Raw genomic sequence first — 22179 nt, 5'->3', positions numbered from 1 at the left:
AAGTTGGCCGCAGACTTATGGTTCATATCATAGGTCTTTATTTTTCTTAAGTTGATGGGCATGTATGGTGCCCCCTTATAGAGCAAATAAACAAAATTTCAATATTGCCAAGGATGAATATTCACAGACAGCCGAAATTGAGCAGCGGTGTGTACGCATTTTAGCCAACCTTCGGCATTCACCCAGCCCCCTTACGACTATAGGCGTTTCAAAAACTGTTTGTACAATTAGAAACTGCATATATTTTAGGAATTTAAACTATATATTTTTCACATGATAAATTTCGGAATTAAGTAAATTTATTATAGCTTTTAAATCCTCTCTTATTAACGAAAATAAAAAAAGTTCAGCAATGTAAAATTGCTGAACTTTTTTTATTTATTCTTTCCTATTCTTCCCAAGCTATCTTTAATAGTTGTTTCCCCAAGTTGTGTATATAACAAAGCTGTATCTTGACTGGTATGCCCAAGTTGCTGCATGACTTGTAATGAATCCTTTTCTTCCATATATAATTTGTTTGCCAATGTATGTCTTAATTTATGGGGAGACATTCTTTTACCGTAGGCTTTAGTATATTTTTCTACTATATCTTGGATAGCTCTAACCGAAAGTGGCTGAGCAGTATGTTTATACTTCGATAAAAATACATTTTTTAATTCTTTTCCTGGGGCATATTTGTTATCTCTAATTTCCATATATTTTTCAAGATCATTCAATGCAATGGGGGTAATCCATACTGAATCTTCTTTATTTCCTTTGCGGATTACATCAATTAGTCTTTCTTTTAGGTTTATATCCTCCATACGAAGATCCGCTAATTCACTTACACGAATACCACTCCCAAGAAAGAGGGAAAGGATAGTTACATCACGATCTTTATCTCTTAGGAAATAGAACAACTGATGTTTTGTTAAAGATTTTTCATGTTCGTACTTAACGTAATTCAAAAATTCTTGATCGTCATCATTATGAAATATCTTAGATCTCATACGTTTTGCACGGGCATTTAATGTTTCTTTATCTTTATGTATTTCAATTTTGGCCATTACATTTCTATAAAAATAACATTCTCCTTCATCATTCTCTGATAGGGAAGTAAGGTACTTGAATAAAGACTTTAAGGCTGAAATTTTTCTATTAACAGAGGAATTCTGCATGTTTTGTTGTAGTTTTAGAAACCTCATGAAGTTCTCAACATCTTTTTTCTTTAAATTTTCCAAATCAGAGAAGGATATGTCTTTAGTGGGCTTAAATTCAATAATTTGCTCAGATAATAGCCAGTTAAAGAAGACTCTAAAATCATATACATAATTCAGTAGGGTTGAGGGAGAGGCATCATGCAATTCTTTGTACTCCACAAATTCTTCTATGTAAAAGGGCATTTCATTTAGATTTTCGTATAATTTTTTACGATGTACGGATTTTTGACGTTGCTTGCTGTAATCCATAAAAATCACCTCATATATACTATAACAGAAAACAGAAGCGAACACAAGTTCGCGTTAAATTCAATTTTTACACAGACTTATTTACATAATTAAATTATGATATACTGAAATATACTTTAAATTGAATGGAATATTGTAGTTGTTCAAATAAACATTATAGATAACCAAGCGATAAATTTGTACTAGGCTATAAAAACTACATATAAATTTATACCAAAAATGAATACATGAAAACAGTTTAAAAGTCGTTATTAAATATGAATAGGTTAATTTATTTATGATTATCAGGAGTTAATTAGATTAACACAAGAAAAACTTTTATAAATTAAAATGTAGTTCACTATAAAAATTGGTTATGAGTAATTCAGCATCAATATAATCTATATAAAATATGTATTATATTGATGCATGCAAATAAACGAAACCAATGAACCCGACCTTGATATCCCTAGATACCACATTAGATTTTTATATAGATATCTTATTGTTCGTAAAAACGGTATTTCGTGCGAACTTATTTTTGATTAGAAAAAAGAGTAGTACTTTTTGTATGTCGAACAATTAAGATGGCTTCCTGCCATCCCTTGTTCGAAGTCCATTCATCTCCCACCTACTCTACTCCTTCCTCTATGAGCCTTCACGCTCCTTGAGGAAGGAGTCTTCTTGGCTAAAATGATAAATCATACTCAAGCTGAATCTTTACTCCGGCTGTATGGCTGCATCCTCCTGCACCTGGATAAACGAATGAAAAGGGATCTGGCAGTTAAAATGCAGTTGAATCTAGGATACGAATACGCTTGAAAATAGAAGTGTATGGAGAAGAGAGCAGCTTAGCTGAAGATAACTTTTGGTTGAGAAGTTTGGCTAATACTTTCTGTAGAAACTGCACAGCTGCAGCGTTAAATCGTTGATTCAGTCCCGAAGGACTGATACTTCTGTCCATGCTTCTAAACAGCTAGATAACTGAGTTAAAGACGTCGTAGCGATATTTTGATTCATCCATACACATAAAGCGACTAAATCTTTTGCTTGGTATTTACTGGTTCGTTGAACAAAACCAACATCTCTAGCAAAATCTCGTAAGATATTTGGGGATGAGAAGCTTTAAATTTCTTGAGCAAATAATTGGAGTTCACCTTGAATCGAAAGATTCATAAAAAACACCATCCTTTCTGTATGGAGTGAACCCTTAAAATGAGACGAAAAAAAACACCTCTCTAAATCGTAAGTATCAGTTATGATTTTAATGGAGGTGTTTTTCTTATGGGGAAAAAGACGCATTATCCCGCCGAAATAAAGTGGAAAGTAGTTGAAATGAAACACCAAGGATTCAAAAACAAAGAAATTATGGATGCCTTAGGAATTAAACATGTGGCTCAAATTAAAACTTGGATGAAATGGTATCGTGAAGGCGAAACCTATCGGTTTGAACAGTCTATTGGAAGACAATCTGCACATGGAAAAGGCTTAAAAAGGTTAACAGAACTTGAACAAAAAGAATTAGAAATACGTTATTTAAAGGCAAAGATTATATTGCTGGAAAAGTGCTAAGAAATCTTAAGGAGGTGGGAGGAAAAGAAGAAATAATGAAAATGATAAAGGAATGGCAATCAATTTTTACAATTGCAGAACTATGTTCCATATTTAATATTTCACGTGCTACCTATTATGATTGGAAAAAGCAGGAGAAAACAGTAACTAATCATGAAGAAAAAAACCGTAATAGAAATATGTCAACATCATAAATATCGGTATGGATATCGTCGAGTTACAGCTTGTCTACGTGCTCAATTTAACATCGTAATGAATCATAAAAAAGTATTACGTATCATGAAAAAATATAACGTATTATCTCGGGTTAGAAAAAAGAAAAAGATATTTGTGCTTGGTCATGAACCAGTGGTAGCTAAAAATAGAATACAACGGAGATTTAAAGCTACTAATCCTAATGAAAAATGGTTCACTGATATCACGTATTTGATGTTCGGCAATAAGACTCTTTATTTTTCATCTATTATAGATGGGTTTAACAATGAAATTGTAAGTTATAAAATAGGTGAGACACAGGATGTTTCTCTTGTATTAGATACTCTAAAAGAGGCTTTAAGAAAGCGAAATGTGATTGATACGATTTTACATTCGGATCAAGGAAAAGTGTATACATCAAAACAATTTTAAACATATGCCACAGAAAAAGGCATTATCACAAGCATGTCTCGTACAGGAAACTGCCATGATAATGCCCTCATAGAATCCTTTCATTCTCATTTGAAATCCGAAGGATTCTATGCGCAAAATATAAAACAATCGAATAATGCTAGTATAATACAAACTATGGATGAATACATCCACTACTATAATAATGAACAGATTCAGAGGAAATTAGCTAACATGTCACCTATAGCTTATAGGAAACATGTTGTCTAGGTGTTTTTTCTTTGTCTCACCAAATGGGTTCAGATCACCTATGATTCTACAGAAAGGATAGCGTATTTTTTCATGTTAGGGGGTATTTTGTTTTGTTAGCTTGATAGTGATGGGGTCTCGCCACATCGCTATCCCTTTATTAAAATATTCACAGGAAATAACTTCAAATTCTTAGATTGAAATGAACCTCTAGACAATTACACCATATGCTAATTTAAATACTTTCTAGGAAAGCAGGTGAATACTATTCCTTCAGTTGTAGCAAACCTTGTCGTACAAAATAGTGCTGGTTCTTTCAATTTAGGCGATTTTTATAATGTTTCTCCAAAAGAGAATACAAAATCTTATAATAGTTCAGGGGCGTCAAATGTGGGTTTTGTTGTCAATACTTTTAGCGGTGTTAGCGCAACAGATACATTTGATGCTGATGTTGCAGACCAAAACCAAGTTGGAACAGCCTAAATTTATTCATTTACCTCTACCGACCTGAATAAAATTCAATATTCCGTTTATACTATAACTACATCTAGAAACACATCCCTATTTGGAGAATTTAGCTTTTGCTAGCTGCTCTTTTTTATATTAAATTTCAATGTCACTCCTATTACGACATTTTCATATGTTATCTTGTAACCACCTCTTTTCAGACGTGAGCTCGTTCATTTTATTCCTAAAAAACCTTCATGAAATTCTAAGCACTATACACTCCCATAAAGAGCGCTGTTCCAAGGTGCTCTTTTTTCTTTATCTGCATAATTACCATAATCCCGTACATACTATTTAATAAGCTGCTTTCTTAACAACGTTTGTAACCCGGAACATTTTGGTAATGAAGTAGTTGGCTTTTGCTAGCTGCTCTTTATTTGTAAAAAAGCACTCAATTAGCTAGACGAACATATAATATTTTGAGTTCCTTTCTATATAAAATAGTCGTTATAAAATAGGTCTCGTCACGAGAGTACTTTACTAAGTGCTCTTTTTATGTTCCGAATTAATATAAAATGAAATTTTTGTTTAGTTTTCTTTTATGCATGTTATTTTGATATTTGTTTATACTATAGTTGTAACTTTTTGTTACAACATATATCTGTATTGATTAAAACTTCACTTTATCTCATTCACACTTTTTTAAGACAAGCATATAGTATATTGACAATTAAAATTCTTTAAAACTCCTCTTTTAAAGACCTTTACTTAGAGTGCATATATTAATGCACTCTATTTTTTGTAAAATCAATTATCAAATAGCGTTTTTGTTAAATTATTTTCACCTTTTGATTGGCCAAGCATATATTATTGTATGGACATTCTCCATTCATAAAAATCTACCTTTCTTATCAAAGAGCATGCTTATATGCATGCTCTTTGTTATTTATCACTAATTAACGATTTTATTAACAATTTGTCACATTCAAACCAAACAAGCATATATTGTTGTATGACTTTCAACTAATATAGACTATTTTTTTTAGAGCTTACTGATATGTAAGCTCTTTTTTTAAATAAAGATTTTATTCATAATTTTCACATAATCTAAAAACATACATAAGATATATTGCTGACACTGTTCAATTTAATATAAGTCTTGGTCAAAGAGCGCTTTCCTGGGCGCTCTTTTTATGTTTAAATAAGGATTTTATTAAATTACTTTTCTTTGTTTCCGTACGCTAACTTGTCATAACATGTTTCACAATAATGATTGCCGGATTCCGTCTTTACACCAATGATGATTAACTTATCGCACTTTTCACACAATACATCCAAATTTTCACGTTCTCTCATGATTTCCATCTCCCTTTCTATTTAAATAACATTTTATTTATATCTTAATCCAAATATTAAAATTTTAATTTAATTGGCAATGTGTTACAATATCACCGATACTCCTTAAAGAGCTATCATGTTATTAAACAAGAAGTTCTCGATTCTTAGTTCTCAGCCCCTTGGAGCGCACCCTAAGGGGCTAAACCATTATAAAATAAGAATTTTATTAAGTTCCATTAACATTTTTATTTCCTGCGAATATAGTATTATCATCCAAGTGAATACAAAAGTTGCTCTGGACCAGCTTCCTTGTATTCCTTGTGTTCCTGTTATAAAGAATCCGTATATAAACAGCGGGTTCTTTTATTGTTTCTAGATAAAATAACTATTTTGTTTGACTTTTTGACTGTTCAAATGCTTGTTTCTCACAATCTATACACGCTATAATGTCATCAGACTCATCGAATTGATAAATAGATTTCTCTTCAATATTCTTGTTTTGAAAACAAAGATCACAATTGAATTGTCTTTTCTTATCCACGTTTCCCTAAGAATTTAACTATTTCTATCATGTCTTCCCAAGCTGGTGTACCTTGACCAAATTTAATAGTTACTGAATTCATTTCTCATTCCCTTCGTATAGTATATTTAAGCTTAGCTTTTCTTCTACATAAGAGACTTGCAACTAAATACTTGGACGTCTCAAGATATTTCTAGATAATGGTCTTAGCATCATTTGGAACAATTCTGCATTCCCCTGTGGATTTACCACACGAAAAGAGTGTTTCTCAGTGAACACGCGGGGCTCCCTACTCGCAGGCTGAGCAGGCTGAGCCTCGAACCTAGATGTTAGTTAGCTCTAGGGCGGCTTTTGGTTCAGGACTAACTCTCATACACGAGGTTGTTGGTCGGCGTACACACTAGAGATATCTCGAGATGTCGCAAGTTTCAAACTTGTGACCCTATTCCGTTCTAACGTACTAGGGTCTTGGTACAAAATTGAAATTTTTGTGATTTCTTGTGGGACTGGTTCGATAAACATTACGTTATTACAACGAATCCCATTCGCTATAATTTTCCTAAATTCAATCATGATTAGTCCTTTTGACTTTAAATAATCACATGCATCTTTCACTTGTCTTTTGGTAAATCCAAATGTTTCTGCTAGTTGTATATAACTTTTTTGTAACTTATCCGCTTTGAATTTTTGTTTATATCGAATCTCATGGGTTTCTTCATCCCTTAGTTCCGTTGGTTTATACCAATAAAACACTTCACTCAAAACTGATATAGCAACCATGTACGGCTTACCATTATCTAAAGTAAGGTGTTTAAACCACCCTTGATCCATCGTATTGCCACGTAAGTTTATTCTTGCGATTTTCATCACATTGTTGTTCATTCAGTTCACCTTCTTCATTAGACGCTTTCTCTTTCGCATAACGCTATATCGCCTTGAATCTCAATAATTTTGTATCCTGGATAGCGATCAGGAGTTATGTACTCAATCGCCTTTTCTTTTTCTTCTTTTTCGTTTCGCACGCCCTTCCACACCCACGCCGGAAGGACGACTTTTGATTGATTTTTATCTAACATAGGCTTTTCTCCTTAGTTTGCTTGTTTTATTAAATTAACAGCTTGTTCCTGGGGTTTATCAAATACAACTTTTAACGGTTGGAACAACATCGATGACATTTGAAGCACCTCATTTTGTTCATTTGTTAGCACTCCATTCTTGCAATACATTAAAACTACACCGTCTTTCATTTCTACATTCCTCCTTATTTACTGATAGAAAACTTATGGTATAATAGAGGTAGCTAATTTTAGGGAATGTTTTCTCTATATCGCTCGTTGCTATAGAGCATCTTTTATTTTCAATAGCTTACTTTCTGAAAGTCTGTTAAAATTTAGTTACCGATATGTGTAACAACTAGCCTGTGCTTCTGTACGGGCTTTTTTTTTGATGCTTTCACGCATCAGAATACCCAGGAACCTTTCAATAAGGTGGGGGACCGCTATCAAATCCCTGAATTTTCCGACAAGCGAGAGCTTGTCCTATCTTAATTAAGATTTTGGTTGAAACTTAATCCTTTCAGCACTTGTTTTATGCAGTAATGTACTTATCCAAAATTGGTTTATGGTACTTTTCTTCGGCTGCTTTTCACGCTTTTATAGCATCTTCTTTGTCGATGAAACGTCCTAAATGTTTGTGTTTGCCGTTAACGTATATCTGCGCTACCCATTTCTGACTTCTTTCTTCCCAATACAAACCTTTGATTCCTGATTTGTTATTTGAAGACACTTTTGATGTTAAATTAAGTAACTGTGCTTTTTCGCGCGCTAGATACCCGCACGATTGGGTTATTCCGCTATACAAACTGACGGCTATTATTTTTTTGGTATTACCGCAATCACATACACACTTCCAAACTACCTTTCCGCCTTTTGTTCGTTGACCTGTATCTCTAATCGCTGTCAATCGTCCAAATCGTTTACCGGTTAAATCTTTTACTTTTCTCCCCATTGTTTTTTCTCCTTACATTTTTTATACGAAGTTCAAATTTGATTACTTATTTAGCTAGAGTTATAAACTCCTTATGCATTTCCTCAACCTTATCTGCGCTGTTATGTACACCCTTTGCTCTTAAATCCTTTATGATCCACAAGAGGTTCTTTTTTTCGTATTCATCTCGTTGTTGTTTATTCATCGCTTTACCACTTTATTTATCTATAACTCTACTAATTTGGTATAATGTTCCTATAAACCAGGATAGGAGGTGATACCATGGATAAGAAAGAGATCGCTAAAGATTTAACTATTGCCTTTTTCCAAAACAAGTCAGGTTTAATCCGTTCTGTTGATGACGCTGTACTTGTATATGAAAAGTTCTACGAAGCTGTACATAGATCAGCTTCACTTGTTAGTTACACAGATATATTGCCTGAAAATTACATTCGTAATGACAAATAACTTTCTGTAAGAGTCAAGGCTACCACTTCGACTCTTAACTATTAAGAATGATCTGTCTAGCTTCAGCTAAATCTTTGATTACTAACGCTGTTTCCACATCGTTACAAACCTTAGTTAATTCATTAATTCTTTCTAATAATTTTTGAGCTACCTCACCTTTGTGTAATTGATTTGTCATTTTTGTTCCTCCTTTATATACCGTCTGTCTATCCAATCCATTAAACGAATGAACCCGGCAAGTAAAATGAATATAACCAGAATCAATAAACAATGAAAAATCATTCGTAAATGAAAGTGAGTTTTGGCTTTATGATGGGGATGCCATCAGGTACTATCCTTATTTTAATAATTTTATTGGGATTGCTGATGTAAGTTCAGCTAATGAAAAAGAGCCAAGCCGTGTAGTATTTGAGTTTTATAATTTAATAGGTGATTTATCGTATGTAACAAGTGCCACTATCCCTAATAATAGACATTCTGTTTCTCAACCATTTTCAGCTCCGATAAATTCTCTAGAAGCGGATACCTATTCTGTAAAGATCAAAGTTATAAACGCAAAGGTAGATCCAAATAAAATTAAATTTACTCATGTAGAATAATATGATAGTGTTCAAAATGAATATAATATAATTCAACCCAAAATCTAATACAAAAAGATGGTTCAAGTCGGAGGAAGGCACCTTAGGGTGTCTTTTCTTTATATGGCGTCCCACCCACATTTTAACGAAAATATACTCTAAGCAAATTCCGACAAAAAATGAGCCGGATTTTCTACTCTAAGAAAAATCCGGCTCTTATTTTTAGACTTGTTGTAAAGGACGAAGAGATTCTAACGTTGTAGTATCTTTTATATTAAATCGATACTCACCTAAAAAGTTGATATGCTCCCATCCTAGTGGTGAGATATGTTTTAATAGTTCTTCGTTAAAACCATGCGTACTTCTTAACATTTCTACAGCTTTTCTTAAATATACGGTATTGCATATAATGATGGCATTAATGAGAATACTTAATCCACTTGCTCGTTGCAACTGAGCTTGGAGAGCACGTTCACGGAATTCCCCGTATTTCCCAAAAAATATTGCTCTTGCTAGTGAATTCATTGCTTCCCCTTTGCTTAATCCTCGTTGAACTTTTCTACGTAACGTTTTATCTGAAAGATAATCTAAAATAAAGATATTCTTTTCAATTCTACCCATTTCTCTCAATGCCTTTGCTACTTTATTCTGGCGAGTATAAGAACCTAACTTTCCCATAATTAGTGCACCGGACACTTTTCCTTCTCGAATTGAATGGGCTACACATAAAACATCATCATAATTTTCATAGATCAATTTCATATTCACTTGTCCCCGTATAAGACCTTCTATATTTGAAAAATCTTTAGGTGAACCAATTGTATACAATTTAGAACTGGATAAGTCCCTTAATCAGGGTGCAAAACGGAATCCTAACAGGTGAGTTAAGCAAAATACTTGGTCAGTATAGCCGGTTGTATCCGTATAATGCTCTTCAATCATTAAAAAAGATTCATGATGAAGTAACCCATCAATCACATGTATAGCATCTCTTGCATTCGTGTTAATAACTTTTGTGTAAAAGGAAGAAAATTGATCACTTACGAATCTATATATAGTCGCTCCTTTACCAGATCCATAATGTGGATTCGAGCTAGCACTCAAAGAGGATACCCCAATTTGACCGCATTCCGTCCGATGATGAAGTAGTACCGTCACCCCAGTAAGAAGCCAAGGGTAGCCGATGTTGAAAATTAACCAATATTGCTTGTGCACGATTTAATGCATCATCGTACATACGCCACTGACTTGCATTAGCTAACTGATGATAAGAGATATTTGGTGTAGCCTCTTCCATTTTCGTAAGTCCAATATTTGTTCCCATAGCCATAAGTGAAGCAAGAGAAATAATGATTTCTTCCCCTTTAGGTGGTTTGTTTGTGGATGCGTGAATAAATTGTTGCTCGAATCCTGTCCAGTTCGCTACTTCTAGAAGTAGGTCTGTAAGTTTAACCCGAGGTAACATGTGATAGAGTTTGGCACTTAGTTGTTTGGCTTCCTCTCGAGTATCCTTTTCCAAACGCTGGAGGTGTAGGTTTCCCTTGTCAATATCAACTCCATCTAATGAGTGAGCATTGTTAGAGAATGTTTCAATTCGCTTTAATAGAATTTGTGTTCGTTCCGCTATATACTCATCGGCATGTGTAGCAACTGCTAAGTGCGTTCCAATTTCTTTACTATCAATCCAATCTTGAGATGGTACTAAGTATTCATCAAAATCTTTATGCTGCCGGCTTCCCACAATAGAAATATCTCCAAAACGTACATGATTCCGTAGTTGGGTAAATGCAGCTAATTCATAGAAATGTCGATTAATGTTTCCATCTTCGTCGTATATATGTTTTTGCATCTGTTTGAAACAAAAGCTAATGGGGCCCCTTGTGATACTTTACGTTTTCCTGAGTCATTTAGACGTCTAAAGCGTTTAATACAGACTTAGCATAATTTGTAGACTGAAATTCTAAGGCTCTAAGTAATGTAGGAGTATATTTTCGTAGGTAATTGTATCGGCTTTCTAATAAATCAAGATAATCATAAATTATAGGTCGAGACAGTTGTTTAGCTTCCTCTACAGAAGCTACAAATTTACCCCAGGGCATGACTGTTTCTAATACCACAAAAGGATTCACATTTTCTTCTTTAGCTTTAATTAATGCAGTTCCTAAGTCTGCATAATGAAGAATTTTTTCATTTAGCGCTTTTCCGTTTTTTTTTATGGATCTCCTCTTGCTGCTTTCTTCCCTTTAATTGAAGATTCATCATTTGTTTATCATGAATCTCAAAAGCTTAATCAATTAAATCCTGAGTTAAATCAAATAGATAAGCCACCAGCGACCCACTTAGTTTTTTCTTTTGTGAAAAGGTTAAAGATGATGTTAGCGTCTTAAATATGCTTTTCTCTGCTCGTTTACGTGTTTCCCATATTGCTCGTTCTATAATTGCCATCGAAGTAAGTATAATCTTCCAAGTACGGAGTTCTTGAAATGCTGTTTCAATAAGATATGTTGTATTTCCATTATTTAATGCATATGGTTGAAGAAATTCAGATAACTTTCTTATTTAGCACTGCAATCTTACCCGAAGGTACAAGTTTTTTGAAGTAGGAAATAGCAGGTGGTGGAGATTTAGATGATATTTTTTTTGATGTAATGGAAGAGAAATTTTGGTACATGGATGACCTTATTTTTAGGGATATTTTACACGAAAATCGAACTGAAGTGGTACAAAAAGAAGAAATGTACATTGATAATGTTAGAAATGCTACATCATTAGTTGGAATAAAAATCCATGCTGTTGTTTATCAATAAAGAATTTGAGGCAATAAAAAATCTTAATATTTCTCAATATCTATTTTTTCTAGAAATTGTATATTTTAGTTAGGTTACTGTAGTAACCTAACTAAAATATACATTTGAAAAGGGGAATGAACATGGAAACAAAAGCGACAGTAGAGATTGCAAGAGTAAGATCAAGTAAAGAACCACAACCAGGACAAAAAAATCGCTCAAGTGGGAATTTCAGTACTGAAAATCTCCCTGCTGGAACAAAATATTTAAAATGGGAGATTGAAGGCGGCGGAAATCCGGATTTTATTAGTTTTAATGTAATGGAAGATAAGTCCGCTGCAACAGACCCTACTCATTTCTCTGGTGTATTAAGTGGCAATCGAACAAGTGTCGTATCTAAAAGATCTCTTTATATTGCTAATCCTAAGAACGCTACGTCTGAATTTACTGTAATCGTATCTGCTATGGTTAAATAAGTAAGATTGACAAAAAGAAGAGACTAGAAAATATTTCTTAGTCTCTTCTTTTTATAGTTTATTTCAATTAATAATCTAATTTAAATATCATTCCCAACAAACCTTTTATTTTCATTTGTTTAAATGTATACTTTTATTTTTTAGTGTTCTTTTATAAAAGAAAAGACACTCATTTGAGTGCCTTCCTCCGACTTGAACCACGTTCATTTAATACAAATCTATCCGTATTACCCCTTTGGTATACGTTACGTGTAAACACATCCTATAAAACAGAATCGTCTATATACACCAGATTGTTAGTACACAAAATACAAGAGATTTGAGATTAGTATTAGAGTGACGCCCTATCTTCTAAAATAATTGATATGTTACACCTTTGAAAAGAATCTGCTTTATAGAAGGTATCTACAATTGATATTTTACTACGTGTAATATTTATTTTGTGTATTTTTTTCGAATATGTATAATTGCATAAAGTTTATGAGAAAAAGAGAGTATACTTTGGTATTGTGTAATAAAGATATAGCCCACTTACGGAAATAGGTGGGCTATTTTATACTGGTGAGCTTGTTTAAGTAATCTAGAATAGATTCACCTGTATATTGTGAGGGTGCCAGAAGGGTATTAATGATAGCGCCAAACTTTGTTCATATTTCTTTACATCTTCCATAGTTTTAAATATTAACACATCAAAAACTCCTTTATTTAATCAAAATAACGGAAACTTAGAAAAAGTATCCCCCCTTTGGTCAGGTTATTTAAAGCAATTTGGCTCCGTTGCAAAATGGATATTGACCTGCCTTTTGAAGAGGAAGATCAATATGAATTACAGACATCTGGTAATTTTGAAAATAGGATTTCAGCTTTATTAAATGCTTCTTGGGGAAGAAATGAAGTACACACTCCCCTTCAACTCGCTCAATATGTAGAGATCATTGTAAATAAAGGAATAAAATACAAAAAATTACAGAAAGATCAAATCTTTATCCTTCAAGCTTTTGGAACGTATTATGAAACGGAATGAGCAACAATATACAAGAAATTAAAGACTTACCTTTTAACGTTTCTGGTAAAACAGGCACAACAAGCTCCCAAAAAGATAATGGAGAAATCGTCAATCACTCACTTTATATCGCCTATGCTCCTACTCAAAAATCACAAATTGTAATTTCTGTCGTTATTCCTGGTAGAGGCTTCGCTGCAAAAAGTGCAGCTCTTATTGCAGCGAATATATTGAAAACTTGAAGTACTCTTCACAAATAAAAGAAAGCAAATTCACATCTGTGAACCTGCTTCTTTTACCATGTTGCATCTATACTCTTTATTTTCCACATAACCAGTATGACCTTCCATTGTTTGTCTAACCCTAGAATTTATTCAGCATGGAATTGTTGTATCGCTTCATCCACGTATACCCAGCCTTTCCATCCCAAATGAATAGTGTCTTTTAAAAAGTACTTGTCATATTCATGACTAGTAAAATCTGCAACTGGAAATCCCGATTTCTCAACTTGCTCTCTAACTTTCTTATAATAAACATCACGGCGTTCCTTTGGGAACCCTGCGTAATCATACCATGGTCCATTTACAGGAACAGAAATGAAAAGTGGTTTCACGTTCTTTTGCTTAAAAATATCTAAAATTATTTGCAAATCTTCATATTCCGGGGACTCATCATAAGATTCATTTTCCTTATATCCCTTTAGTCCCTGTAATTTCTTTTGAAATTTGTGTTTATAGTAATATGTATTTTCAATTCCAAATGTATTTGATGTAGACCCTACTTTTCCAGATTGCTCAGCATGCTTTCGTGTTTCTTCCCAAGAAAGCGAACGTAGTTCCATATTTTTCTGTTCTTTCCTAGGTTTAATGTTAAACATAGAGTTTATTAAATCTTTATGGTCAAAGATGTTTCGATTTAGATAGGCAATAGGTTTAAATACTGCCGCCTTTATCTTATGAGCTGTATCATTGTATACAATACCCTCTAATGAATTTTTTAATATATGATCTTTATGAACAATATTAAAGTCTAGTAACCGTTTTGCAATTTTCTTTTTCATTTCAGGTTCAATTTCATCATTAAAAACGAAATGATATGTCTGCTGTTTAGAAAAATTACTAGTAAAATTATCTTCTGTTACACCCTGTTGTGTAAACCACTGTGGTGAAAGAATAAATACTGCTTTCTTTCCTTCTAATTGATTCATTGTAGATGAAACGTTTAAAATATGAGCAAGACTTTGCGTTCCACCAGTCCCTATTAAAAATGGTGTAAAACCTTGAGGATTTACCTTAAAATAGTTAGATGGATGATATGCATCCATCCGGGAAAATTCAGATGAACCATACATCGGTAGAAACTTAGAGTTTTCTAACATTTTTTGTTGTAAGAAAACCCCTTGTAACTTTTCTTTTTGTAAAGAGGTCGCAGCATCTTTTACCTTTTCATTGCTAATGAGTGATACTAAATTTCTAGATGGAATGAGCAGTATAACTAAAAAGATGCAACATGCTAAAATCATTGGACCAAATTTATGCTTCATTTCTTAGCTTTCCTTCCTGCAAAAATAATAATATTACTTATACTCCAAATTCTACTAACTAGTTCCTGCATATCTATTAATAATGTTATTCCTTGTTTATGACACTCCACCACTTTTATTCTTCTCCTTTAAATAAATAGAAAATATCCTGTTCTATTTATTATTTATATACCTCTTTTTCTCTCTTTAAAAATTTATCGTTTAACAATATCAGAGTTACATATTCTTAATTTAACTAATCTTATAAATTTGGTTTCCTTAATGAAAGAACCTTTGAAAAGGTTTTTTTTCTATAAATCTTTAAGTTCCTCTCTATTTTGCTTGTAATAAATCTAGCGTATGAGAAAGCAAACTTTTATCTCCTACCTTTCCATGTCCTGGTACAACCGATTTTATATTTCTATATCGACTCATTACATTTCCAACTGACCCTACCCATACATCTACAAATGCATCTACAACATTTCCTAAATCTTTCGCATCTGTTGATTTTACTAAACACCCGCCAAATAGAATTTTATATTGTGGTAACCACACTGTAATATTATCCTCTGTATGCCCTTTTCCTGGATAAAATGTTTCTACTTTTATATTTCCAAACTTCATATTTGTCATGTCCTTTAAATCCGCAATTGGTTCTTCATAACCATTTTTCTTTGCTAGTGTAGCTGTTAGAGCTGTACTATGTACCTGAATCCCTTTTTCTTTTAATGTTTTAATTCCTCCAATTCGGTCTACATGAGCATGCGTTATAATTGCATCTGTTATCGGTTTATGAAATTTCTTTTCAATCTTCTCTATTAATTCTTTTGTAAGCTTGTCATCCCAAGAAGAATCAATAAGCACTATCCCTTTTGAGGTGTTTAGAACTAAGCCATTTGAAGGTACTGCTTCCCCATTAAAATAAACCATTTCTGTATGGACCCATACATGGGAATTTAACTGAGAGATTGAAATAGCACCTTCTTGATTTTTAATTATCTTTTGCTCAACTTTCTCTGCAGCTTGCGCTGGGAATGCCGCACTAGCAAATTGACTTACTCCTAATAAACTTACACATAGCCCTACTTTTAACATCATTTTCTTTTTCATTTTTATCATCCCTTTCTTGACATCTTACTTCTTTAAAAAAGCTATTACGCTTAATAGACAATACATAAAATAAAATTGTTCCTGTATTTACAAAAAAAGTAAGAACTTTTAAGATAAGATAGATTCTTACTAGGTGTTGGCTTGGAATAAAATTTGATTAAAAATGATTTAAGAAAATCCTGAAGTATCAAAACTGAATGAATCTCGATTTATTATGTTACTCCATCATAAAAAATAGAATCATTATTAAAAGTTATATGCTGTATAGGTATGTGAACGATTCGGGGTATGAAGAGCCATCCTTTAAATTAATTCCATGTATAAGGGCTACATAGCTAATGTTCACTATAAAACCCAACCTAAGATCGATTATGTTGGGTTTTATGTAATTGTCTTTATATAATTTCATTGGAAATTAAACATTATTTATAAAATCTATTAAATTGCCTATAACAGACGTTCAAATTACATTTTTTGAAGTGTGGTCCTTGAAACCTAGAATCATTCACGTACCCCTAGCAGATGACAGTACTCTCTCTTACGAAAGTAATCCTGTATCTTTTGCTTTTTGCACGGCTTCTTCTCGATTTTTGACTTCTAGCTTGTCATAAAGAGTAGAGGCATAATTTCTAACTGTGCCATTTGATAAGTAAAGTTTCGAAGCAATTGTTTTATAACGGATTCCTTGAGACAAAAGATTCAAAACCTCTAACTCGCGTTTCGTTAACCCATACTCTTTTCCATCTGACTTCAATCCGACTGACTCTTCCTCATCATTTCCATCCCACATCTTATGGAACAAATCTTGGTCAATCATCGTGCCTCCCCGATAGATGAGGCGAATCGATTCAGCTAGTTCACGAGAATCTATGGATTTCAGCAAATAACCGTCAGCTCCATTTCGTATGATTTCCTTCGCCCTTTTGGTATCCTGAAACGTTGAAAGAATGAGGACACGAATGTCTGGCCATTTTCCCTTAATTATTTTGGTCGCACGAATCCCATTCAGATTGGACATCTCTAAATCCATTAATACTAAATCTGGTTTCAGTCTTTCACACAATTCTACAGCCTGTTCTCCATCTTCAGCCATTCCCACTACTTGCAAGCCATCCTGTCCATCCAAAATTGTATGAAGACTTTCTCGAATAAAAGAATGATCATCGACAATACACAAGCGGATTGGTTCATTGGACAATTGTACAAGTCTCGGTAACACACATGAAATTAACGTCCCTTCTCCTTTTTTAGAGTAAACAATAACTCTCCCTTGTAACTGACTCACGCGCTCTTTCATCGCAGTTAATCCGAAGCCATCCTTCCATTCCTCTACCCCGCAGCCATTATCCTGCACATCCAATCTTATCTGTTGCGGCTCAAAATGAAGTGACACAATGATTTCAGTGGAGTGTCCATGGCGAACCGCATTTGTTAATGATTCCTGCAAGCTCCGGTACATTGTCAGTTTTGATTGCTTGGAGACCATATACTCTTCCCCTATTATTCGAGTACGTACATTTACTTTTGCATGCTTCTCAAATTCCTCTGTTAATTGTTGTAATGTGACAGTTAAGGAAAGCGATTCTTGTGGTAAGTCCATCTGATGCAAATACATTCTTACTTCTTCCATACTGTTACGGGCCAATTGTAATAATGAGTCGAGCTTTCGCTCTCCTTCTTTAGTCTTTAATTCCGAACGTAATGTTTCCATCCCCATAATAATTGAGGTATAAGAATGCCCCATCGTATCATGTAAATCTTTTGAGATCCTGTCACGTTCCTCCAATAAAGTAATCCGCTCAACTTGAGATACGTACTGTTCCAATACATGCTTTTGGTTCCGAATCGTTTCACTTTGACGGTAATTGACAACTAGTAAACGAAAGGAAGAACCCACAGCAAAAGCCAGACCAATTTGTAGAATAATTACCCATACATCTATTCCACGGGAAAATATTGCAATGAGCAACGGAAATAAAACAATTGTGATAGAAGCCGACCAGCGGTATGATTTATGAGCACTATTTGCCGCAATCATAAAAGTAGGCATTAAAAAAGCAAGGTACGCTGACGGAAATAATAAAGTTAAGTAGAAGCATACTCCGCCAAATAAAATTATCTCAGTAAATAGATAATAGCGATAACTGAACATTAAACAAATCCATGGTATTGAAAATGAAGTGACTTCCCAAAGGATAATGATCCAAAGCGGTATAGTCAAATGGTCTCGGTGTTGGATAGTCGTTACCATCAATGATAGCCAAATGATAAAACGTATACAAAGTAATATCCAATCATACCAAAGCCATAGTTTCAAGGTCTTAAACAAATTATCACCCCTTAATAGCTTTAAACATGGAACGCGTGTACATTCCAATTGTTCGAACTAAGCTGTTTCCAATACAAATACATATCCAGATGAGAATACACCCAACAATCATGACAAAAATAGCCTTCTGCCATGAATTCACAACAATTCCCAATAAGTATATATCAAAATATTGAAAAAGCAATGGTGTTAAAGTAAATGCAAACGGAGCTACGTACAATATAACGGCACATATAAGGCTAATCACTCCAACAAAAGATTTTTGCATGAGCCAAAAAATAGCTCTCCAATTGCTACTATTAAGAATTGCCTCTATCGCTTTAATCCATTTATCCCCTTCATTTTTTGTCATTGGCAAGATTGGCTCTATCGATATACCCGTATAAACTTTCGTCTGAATACGTTCATACTGGACAAACGTGCGAGTTGTTTGCAGCACCCATGCCAACAAAGGAATACCTATAAAGATAACCGTCAGCACCAATGCAAATGTCATACTGACCAAATAAAAGAAAAAATAAAATAATCCAGATCCAAAGGTAAACAACAAAAAGTAGAAATCTTGCAAGCCTTTTTGAACAGATTCTTTTGTCATTAGATTCTCTCCTCTATTTTCTTTTCTTTGCTAATACCCTATGAGTCGCCCTTCGATTCTAACTTTTCATCTGTCACACACAGTAGTGTCAAAATGTCATAACTTGTAGGTCGTGGGTATAAAACTAGCCGTACTCCGCTCTATTTTTTATGTGATGCATGAATATGACGAAAGGTCACTAGTTACTATGACTTGCTACTTGCTATACTCGGTTCATATACTAACGAGCTGACAACTCGTTGTGCAAACAAGAAATCTTCAATCTCATAAAGGAGGGTACAAAAATGAAAAAAGCAATCAACAAACTGGGGCTCGTAGCAATTCTGCTCACTTCTACAAGCATGATTTCTGCATGTTCCCAACAATCATTAGAAATTGGAAAATCAAAGTCATCGACACTTGCAACCAATATCAAAATGACGAAAGCACCTAATAACAAAAAAGAAGTAGAATCTTTTGCTGATCCGTTATTCAAAGATAAAATGAAGAAGTACAATGTGAACGGTTCAAGTTTTGTCGTCGTCCATGATGGAAAGGTCGTCGTCAATAAAGGTTATGGTTATGCAGATAAAGAAAAGAAGATTCCCGTCAATAAGGACACGGTCTTTCAAATCGCTTCAGTCTCGAAAACTTTTACCGCCTTGGCCGTGATGCAACAAGTTGATAAAGGAAAGCTTAAACTAGATCAAGATGTACAACAATATCTCGGTGGATTGAAAATCCCCAATAAAACAGGAAAACCCCTCACCCTATTTGATATGTTGACCTATACCAGCGGCGTAGACCTGCCCGATATCACAACGCTAATCGGGCCTGAATATGTAAATCAAAATATATCTATTAGGGAATTTCTACCTAAACATATGCCGACAGTGGTACGGCCGCCCGGTGAAGCTTATACGTATGACAACTTTGCATTTTTACTCGCAGGATTTGCAGTGGAGAATGTTACAGGTACATCTTTCTCACGATATATGGAAAAGAATATTTTCAAACCATTAGGCATGAAGTCTACAAGTGTGCGCTTTACGCCTGACCTTCTCAAAAGAATGGCTACACATTACGGTCCCACTGGCGATCCTCATCCAATAAATGGGCACGCTCCAACTGATGGACCACAAGGAAGCATTTTGTCCACCGGGGAAGACATGTCAAAGTACATGATTATGCAGCTACAGAATGGAAAGTTTGAAGGTAAAGAAATCGCAAGTAAAAAAAGCATGGATATGATGCATACCTACCAAGTTTTCGCAGATAAGACGATTCCTATTGCGACAGTTGGATTTGAAACATATTTCAATGACCTTGCCAACGGTCAACATGTCGTATTAAAGGGCGGGAATATGCCAGGACATTCTTCATTGATGGTTTTGATACCTGAACAAAAAACCGCATTCTTCATGTCTTACAATAATGATTCTATGATGAGTCGAGAAGTGTATGAAGCGTTCATGGACCATTATTTCCCTGCTCCCAAGGCGGAGAAAACAGTATATTTATCGTTAGAGGAAAAAGAATCCAAAAAATACTTGGGCATGTACCAAAACACACGTGCGTTTGCGATCCGTACCCACTTTACCTATGAAAATGGAACGTTGGTCATGGAAGATGAAACAGCTGGCAAACAGGTCCTGAAAATGATTCACCCTTTGTTGTTTGAGGATCCAGAAGGAAATAAGATTGCTTTCCAAAAAAATGCGGCCGGAGAAATCGCATATTTTTATTACACCAGTCCTAAAGGCCTAGGCATTGTTGCTCAATCTCAGAAAATCAATATCAAACCACCTTTTCCAGACGTCCCGCAAAAGAGTAACTATAGAAGCCATATCGACAATCTTCATGCTTTAAACATCATGGATGCTAAAGCAGATAATCTATTCGATCCGATGGGCACGATGACACAAGGAGAATTTACGGATGCCTTGCTGTTAGCACATGGAAGGAGCATTTTCCCGGGTCAAGCCGAAGGGATTAAGAAGCAATTTATAGCAGGCATACCAGGATATGACCGTGCGAATCTGATTAGCAGACAAGTTGCAGCAACCATTATTCAAAACTTGAAGCAGCTTCAACCTGACCCAGCCAATCATGTGAAATTGCTCGACACTGCGGATGCCTGGGCGGTCCAGTCCATTCAATCCCTTGCCTCACAAGGAATCATAGACCCTGATACTACCATCAACGCTGACGGATCTTTTACCTTCCGTCCGAAGGATCTGTTACTGCGTCAAGAAGCAAGCGCCTTGCTCGATTTGGCTTTTGGCTATTATGCACTGCCTATTAAACAGAAGTAAGCATTCATCCAAACATGAATTATGGAAAATGTTTAGGGGGAGTATCCCATCAGCATAAAGATAGAGTAAAATTGTATCCATAAAACGAAAAAATAGTCCGTTCTTTCTGTAGAATTATAGGAAAGAATGGCGTTTTTTGTCTGCCTATTTCAGTGTCTGATGAGCTACAAGTGGGCCGTACCAGTCTTCTTACAACCGGGGGCAAAATGGCATTTCCTATAGTAGAGATGCTACTTTGCTTCTTCATATTCTTTCATTATTTTATAAAATGTGTTTTTCTTTAATTCTAACATTGTCATAAACATAATAGCTGTTATTTCTCCGTTCTTCCATTTTGAATGAGTTTCTTCTATTATACTTATTTGTTGTTTGCTTAAGGTCAAAAGGTTCACTTGAGGACGTCCTAAATGCTTTCCTTGAGATTTAGCTACCGCAATACCTTCCGTCTTTTTACGTTCTTGATCTGCAACATAGGAAAGCAAAGATAAGAATTGGTCTTCCATTAATCTTCCCATATCACCCATCTCGCGAAATTTACGACTATCAAACAGAGTTTCATTTTCTAAAACCACAATATCAGCTTGTAATTCCCTTGTGATGTATTTCCACTCAGAAATTACTTCATCGTAGTTACACCTCATACGATCTAGGGCATCTATATAGACAATATCACCTTGACTTAATATTTTTCTTAACAATTGATATTGCGGGCGATCAAAATTTCGTCCACTTGCTTTATCGACAAAAATGCGTCGAGCTTCCACTCCTCGTTCCATCATCTTATGTAACTGACGTTGTTCATTTTGTTCTTTTGTACTTACACGTATATACCCATAAATATTTTCCATTTTTAGTATTAACCTTACATTT

Annotated in this window: 16 protein-coding genes and 7 pseudogenes; 7 read left to right on the top strand and 16 right to left on the bottom strand. The window is 34.5% G+C overall.

Annotated features, from left to right (window positions below; translation table 11 throughout):
- Nucleotides 1–374: 374 nt before the first annotated feature.
- The gene (gene xerS / locus C4S65_RS27920; protein ID WP_103945679.1) at nucleotides 375–1448 is read right to left on the bottom strand and encodes a tyrosine recombinase XerS; all 1074 of its coding nucleotides are present in this window, start codon (nucleotides 1446–1448) and stop codon (nucleotides 375–377) included.
- A 676-nt stretch (nucleotides 1449–2124) separates the two neighbouring features.
- Nucleotides 2125–2603, bottom strand: a pseudogene (locus tag C4S65_RS27915) (IS4 family transposase); the annotation flags it as partial.
- 108 nt (nucleotides 2604–2711) lie between these two features.
- Here C4S65_RS27915 and C4S65_RS27910 point away from each other — a divergent pair.
- Nucleotides 2712–3875: pseudogene (locus tag C4S65_RS27910) on the top strand (IS3 family transposase).
- 246 nt (nucleotides 3876–4121) lie between these two features.
- Nucleotides 4122–4337, top strand: a complete 216-nt coding sequence (locus C4S65_RS27905; protein ID WP_103945693.1) for a spore germination protein — start codon at nucleotides 4122–4124, stop codon at nucleotides 4335–4337.
- A 1182-nt stretch (nucleotides 4338–5519) separates the two neighbouring features.
- Here C4S65_RS27905 and C4S65_RS34705 read toward each other — a convergent pair.
- From C4S65_RS34705 to C4S65_RS34690, 7 genes and pseudogenes are all read right to left on the bottom strand, one after another.
- A complete protein-coding gene (locus C4S65_RS34705; RefSeq protein WP_103945678.1) occupies nucleotides 5520–5657 on the bottom strand; it encodes a hypothetical protein in 138 nt (45 codons plus the stop codon).
- A gap of 367 nt (nucleotides 5658–6024) precedes the next feature.
- Nucleotides 6025–6262 (bottom strand): annotated as a pseudogene (locus C4S65_RS27895) (hypothetical protein).
- A 335-nt stretch (nucleotides 6263–6597) separates the two neighbouring features.
- Nucleotides 6598–7041, bottom strand: a pseudogene (locus C4S65_RS27890) (DNA replication protein DnaD); the annotation flags it as partial.
- A gap of 17 nt (nucleotides 7042–7058) precedes the next feature.
- Nucleotides 7059–7235: a hypothetical protein gene (locus C4S65_RS34700; protein WP_181032155.1), complete on the bottom strand. Its 177-nt coding sequence runs from the start codon at nucleotides 7233–7235 to the stop codon at nucleotides 7059–7061.
- A gap of 12 nt (nucleotides 7236–7247) precedes the next feature.
- Nucleotides 7248–7406 (bottom strand): hypothetical protein, encoded by a 159-nt coding sequence (locus tag C4S65_RS34695; protein ID WP_181032154.1) that lies wholly within the window; start codon nucleotides 7404–7406, stop codon nucleotides 7248–7250.
- A gap of 397 nt (nucleotides 7407–7803) precedes the next feature.
- Nucleotides 7804–8166: an AP2 domain-containing protein gene (locus C4S65_RS27885; RefSeq protein ID WP_103945677.1), complete on the bottom strand. Its 363-nt coding sequence runs from the start codon at nucleotides 8164–8166 to the stop codon at nucleotides 7804–7806.
- Nucleotides 8167–8212: 46 nt separating this feature from the next.
- The gene (locus C4S65_RS34690; protein ID WP_181032153.1) at nucleotides 8213–8350 is read right to left on the bottom strand and encodes a hypothetical protein; all 138 of its coding nucleotides are present in this window, start codon (nucleotides 8348–8350) and stop codon (nucleotides 8213–8215) included.
- A gap of 77 nt (nucleotides 8351–8427) precedes the next feature.
- Here C4S65_RS34690 and C4S65_RS27880 point away from each other — a divergent pair, with 77 nt between their 5' ends.
- Nucleotides 8428–8613: a hypothetical protein gene (locus C4S65_RS27880; protein WP_103945676.1), complete on the top strand. Its 186-nt coding sequence runs from the start codon at nucleotides 8428–8430 to the stop codon at nucleotides 8611–8613.
- A gap of 34 nt (nucleotides 8614–8647) precedes the next feature.
- On the opposite strand, the gene C4S65_RS34685 is transcribed toward C4S65_RS27880, so the two are convergent.
- Nucleotides 8648–8791: a hypothetical protein gene (locus C4S65_RS34685; RefSeq protein ID WP_181032152.1), complete on the bottom strand. Its 144-nt coding sequence runs from the start codon at nucleotides 8789–8791 to the stop codon at nucleotides 8648–8650.
- Between the two features lie 622 nt (nucleotides 8792–9413).
- Nucleotides 9414–11747, bottom strand: a pseudogene (locus C4S65_RS27870) (Tn3 family transposase); the annotation flags it as partial.
- Between C4S65_RS27870 and C4S65_RS27865 the strand changes: the two are divergent.
- From C4S65_RS27865 to C4S65_RS27855, 3 genes and pseudogenes are all read left to right on the top strand, one after another.
- Nucleotides 11720–11998, top strand: a pseudogene (locus tag C4S65_RS27865) (hypothetical protein). The pseudogenes C4S65_RS27870 and C4S65_RS27865 sit on opposite strands and share 28 nt — an antisense overlap.
- Nucleotides 11999–12120: 122 nt before the next feature.
- Nucleotides 12121–12453 carry a DeoR family transcriptional regulator gene (locus tag C4S65_RS27860; protein WP_103945675.1) on the top strand — a complete coding sequence of 111 codons (333 nt, stop codon included), beginning with the start codon at nucleotides 12121–12123 and terminating at the stop codon, nucleotides 12451–12453.
- 698 nt (nucleotides 12454–13151) lie between these two features.
- Nucleotides 13152–13698: pseudogene (locus C4S65_RS27855) on the top strand (penicillin-binding transpeptidase domain-containing protein); the annotation flags it as partial.
- 128 nt (nucleotides 13699–13826) lie between these two features.
- Here C4S65_RS27855 and dltD read toward each other — a convergent pair.
- The 4 genes from dltD to C4S65_RS27835 form a co-directional block, all read right to left on the bottom strand.
- Nucleotides 13827–14999 (bottom strand): D-alanyl-lipoteichoic acid biosynthesis protein DltD, encoded by a 1173-nt coding sequence (gene dltD / locus C4S65_RS27850; RefSeq protein ID WP_103945674.1) that lies wholly within the window; start codon nucleotides 14997–14999, stop codon nucleotides 13827–13829.
- A gap of 312 nt (nucleotides 15000–15311) precedes the next feature.
- Nucleotides 15312–16091: a subclass B1 metallo-beta-lactamase gene (gene bla, locus C4S65_RS27845; protein ID WP_103945673.1), complete on the bottom strand. Its 780-nt coding sequence runs from the start codon at nucleotides 16089–16091 to the stop codon at nucleotides 15312–15314.
- 538 nt (nucleotides 16092–16629) lie between these two features.
- Nucleotides 16630–18420 (bottom strand): hybrid sensor histidine kinase/response regulator transcription factor, encoded by a 1791-nt coding sequence (locus tag C4S65_RS27840; RefSeq protein WP_103945672.1) that lies wholly within the window; start codon nucleotides 18418–18420, stop codon nucleotides 16630–16632.
- Nucleotides 18421–18424: 4 nt separating this feature from the next.
- The gene (locus tag C4S65_RS27835; RefSeq protein ID WP_103945671.1) at nucleotides 18425–19015 is read right to left on the bottom strand and encodes a sensor domain-containing protein; all 591 of its coding nucleotides are present in this window, start codon (nucleotides 19013–19015) and stop codon (nucleotides 18425–18427) included.
- A 284-nt stretch (nucleotides 19016–19299) separates the two neighbouring features.
- On the opposite strand from C4S65_RS27835, the gene C4S65_RS27830 reads away from it, so the two are divergent.
- Nucleotides 19300–21309 carry a serine hydrolase gene (locus tag C4S65_RS27830; protein ID WP_103945670.1) on the top strand — a complete coding sequence of 670 codons (2010 nt, stop codon included), beginning with the start codon at nucleotides 19300–19302 and terminating at the stop codon, nucleotides 21307–21309.
- Nucleotides 21310–21539: 230 nt separating this feature from the next.
- Here C4S65_RS27830 and C4S65_RS27825 read toward each other — a convergent pair whose 3' ends face one another.
- Nucleotides 21540–22157: a recombinase family protein gene (locus tag C4S65_RS27825; protein WP_103945669.1), complete on the bottom strand. Its 618-nt coding sequence runs from the start codon at nucleotides 22155–22157 to the stop codon at nucleotides 21540–21542.
- Between the last annotated feature and the right edge of the window lie 22 nt (nucleotides 22158–22179).

This window comes from Bacillus sp. ok061 (assembly GCF_900108285.1).
GTDB classification, from domain to species: domain Bacteria; phylum Bacillota; class Bacilli; order Bacillales; family Bacillaceae_G; genus Bacillus_A; species Bacillus_A thuringiensis_S.
This window is presented reverse-complemented; position numbering and strand designations above follow the sequence as displayed.

What these genes read in the sequence shown, in the direction of transcription:
- xerS (WP_103945679.1), bottom strand. Translation starts at nt 1,448, where the DNA reads ATGGATTACAGCAAGCAACGTCAAAAATCCGTACATCGTAAAAAATTA.
- C4S65_RS34705 (WP_103945678.1), bottom strand. Translation starts at nt 5,657, where the DNA reads ATGAGAGAACGTGAAAATTTGGATGTATTGTGTGAAAAGTGCGATAAG.
- C4S65_RS34700 (WP_181032155.1), bottom strand. Translation starts at nt 7,235, where the DNA reads ATGTTAGATAAAAATCAATCAAAAGTCGTCCTTCCGGCGTGGGTGTGG.
- C4S65_RS34695 (WP_181032154.1), bottom strand. Translation starts at nt 7,406, where the DNA reads ATGAAAGACGGTGTAGTTTTAATGTATTGCAAGAATGGAGTGCTAACA.
- C4S65_RS27885 (WP_103945677.1), bottom strand. Translation starts at nt 8,166, where the DNA reads ATGGGGAGAAAAGTAAAAGATTTAACCGGTAAACGATTTGGACGATTG.
- C4S65_RS34690 (WP_181032153.1), bottom strand. Translation starts at nt 8,350, where the DNA reads ATGAATAAACAACAACGAGATGAATACGAAAAAAAGAACCTCTTGTGG.
- C4S65_RS27880 (WP_103945676.1), top strand. Translation starts at nt 8,428, where the DNA reads ATGGATAAGAAAGAGATCGCTAAAGATTTAACTATTGCCTTTTTCCAA.
- C4S65_RS34685 (WP_181032152.1), bottom strand. Translation starts at nt 8,791, where the DNA reads ATGACAAATCAATTACACAAAGGTGAGGTAGCTCAAAAATTATTAGAA.
- C4S65_RS27860 (WP_103945675.1), top strand. Translation starts at nt 12,121, where the DNA reads ATGGAAACAAAAGCGACAGTAGAGATTGCAAGAGTAAGATCAAGTAAA.
- dltD (WP_103945674.1), bottom strand. Translation starts at nt 14,999, where the DNA reads ATGAAGCATAAATTTGGTCCAATGATTTTAGCATGTTGCATCTTTTTA.
- bla (WP_103945673.1), bottom strand. Translation starts at nt 16,091, where the DNA reads ATGAAAAAGAAAATGATGTTAAAAGTAGGGCTATGTGTAAGTTTATTA.
- C4S65_RS27835 (WP_103945671.1), bottom strand. Translation starts at nt 19,015, where the DNA reads ATGACAAAAGAATCTGTTCAAAAAGGCTTGCAAGATTTCTACTTTTTG.
- C4S65_RS27830 (WP_103945670.1), top strand. Translation starts at nt 19,300, where the DNA reads ATGAAAAAAGCAATCAACAAACTGGGGCTCGTAGCAATTCTGCTCACT.
- C4S65_RS27825 (WP_103945669.1), bottom strand. Translation starts at nt 22,157, where the DNA reads ATGGAAAATATTTATGGGTATATACGTGTAAGTACAAAAGAACAAAAT.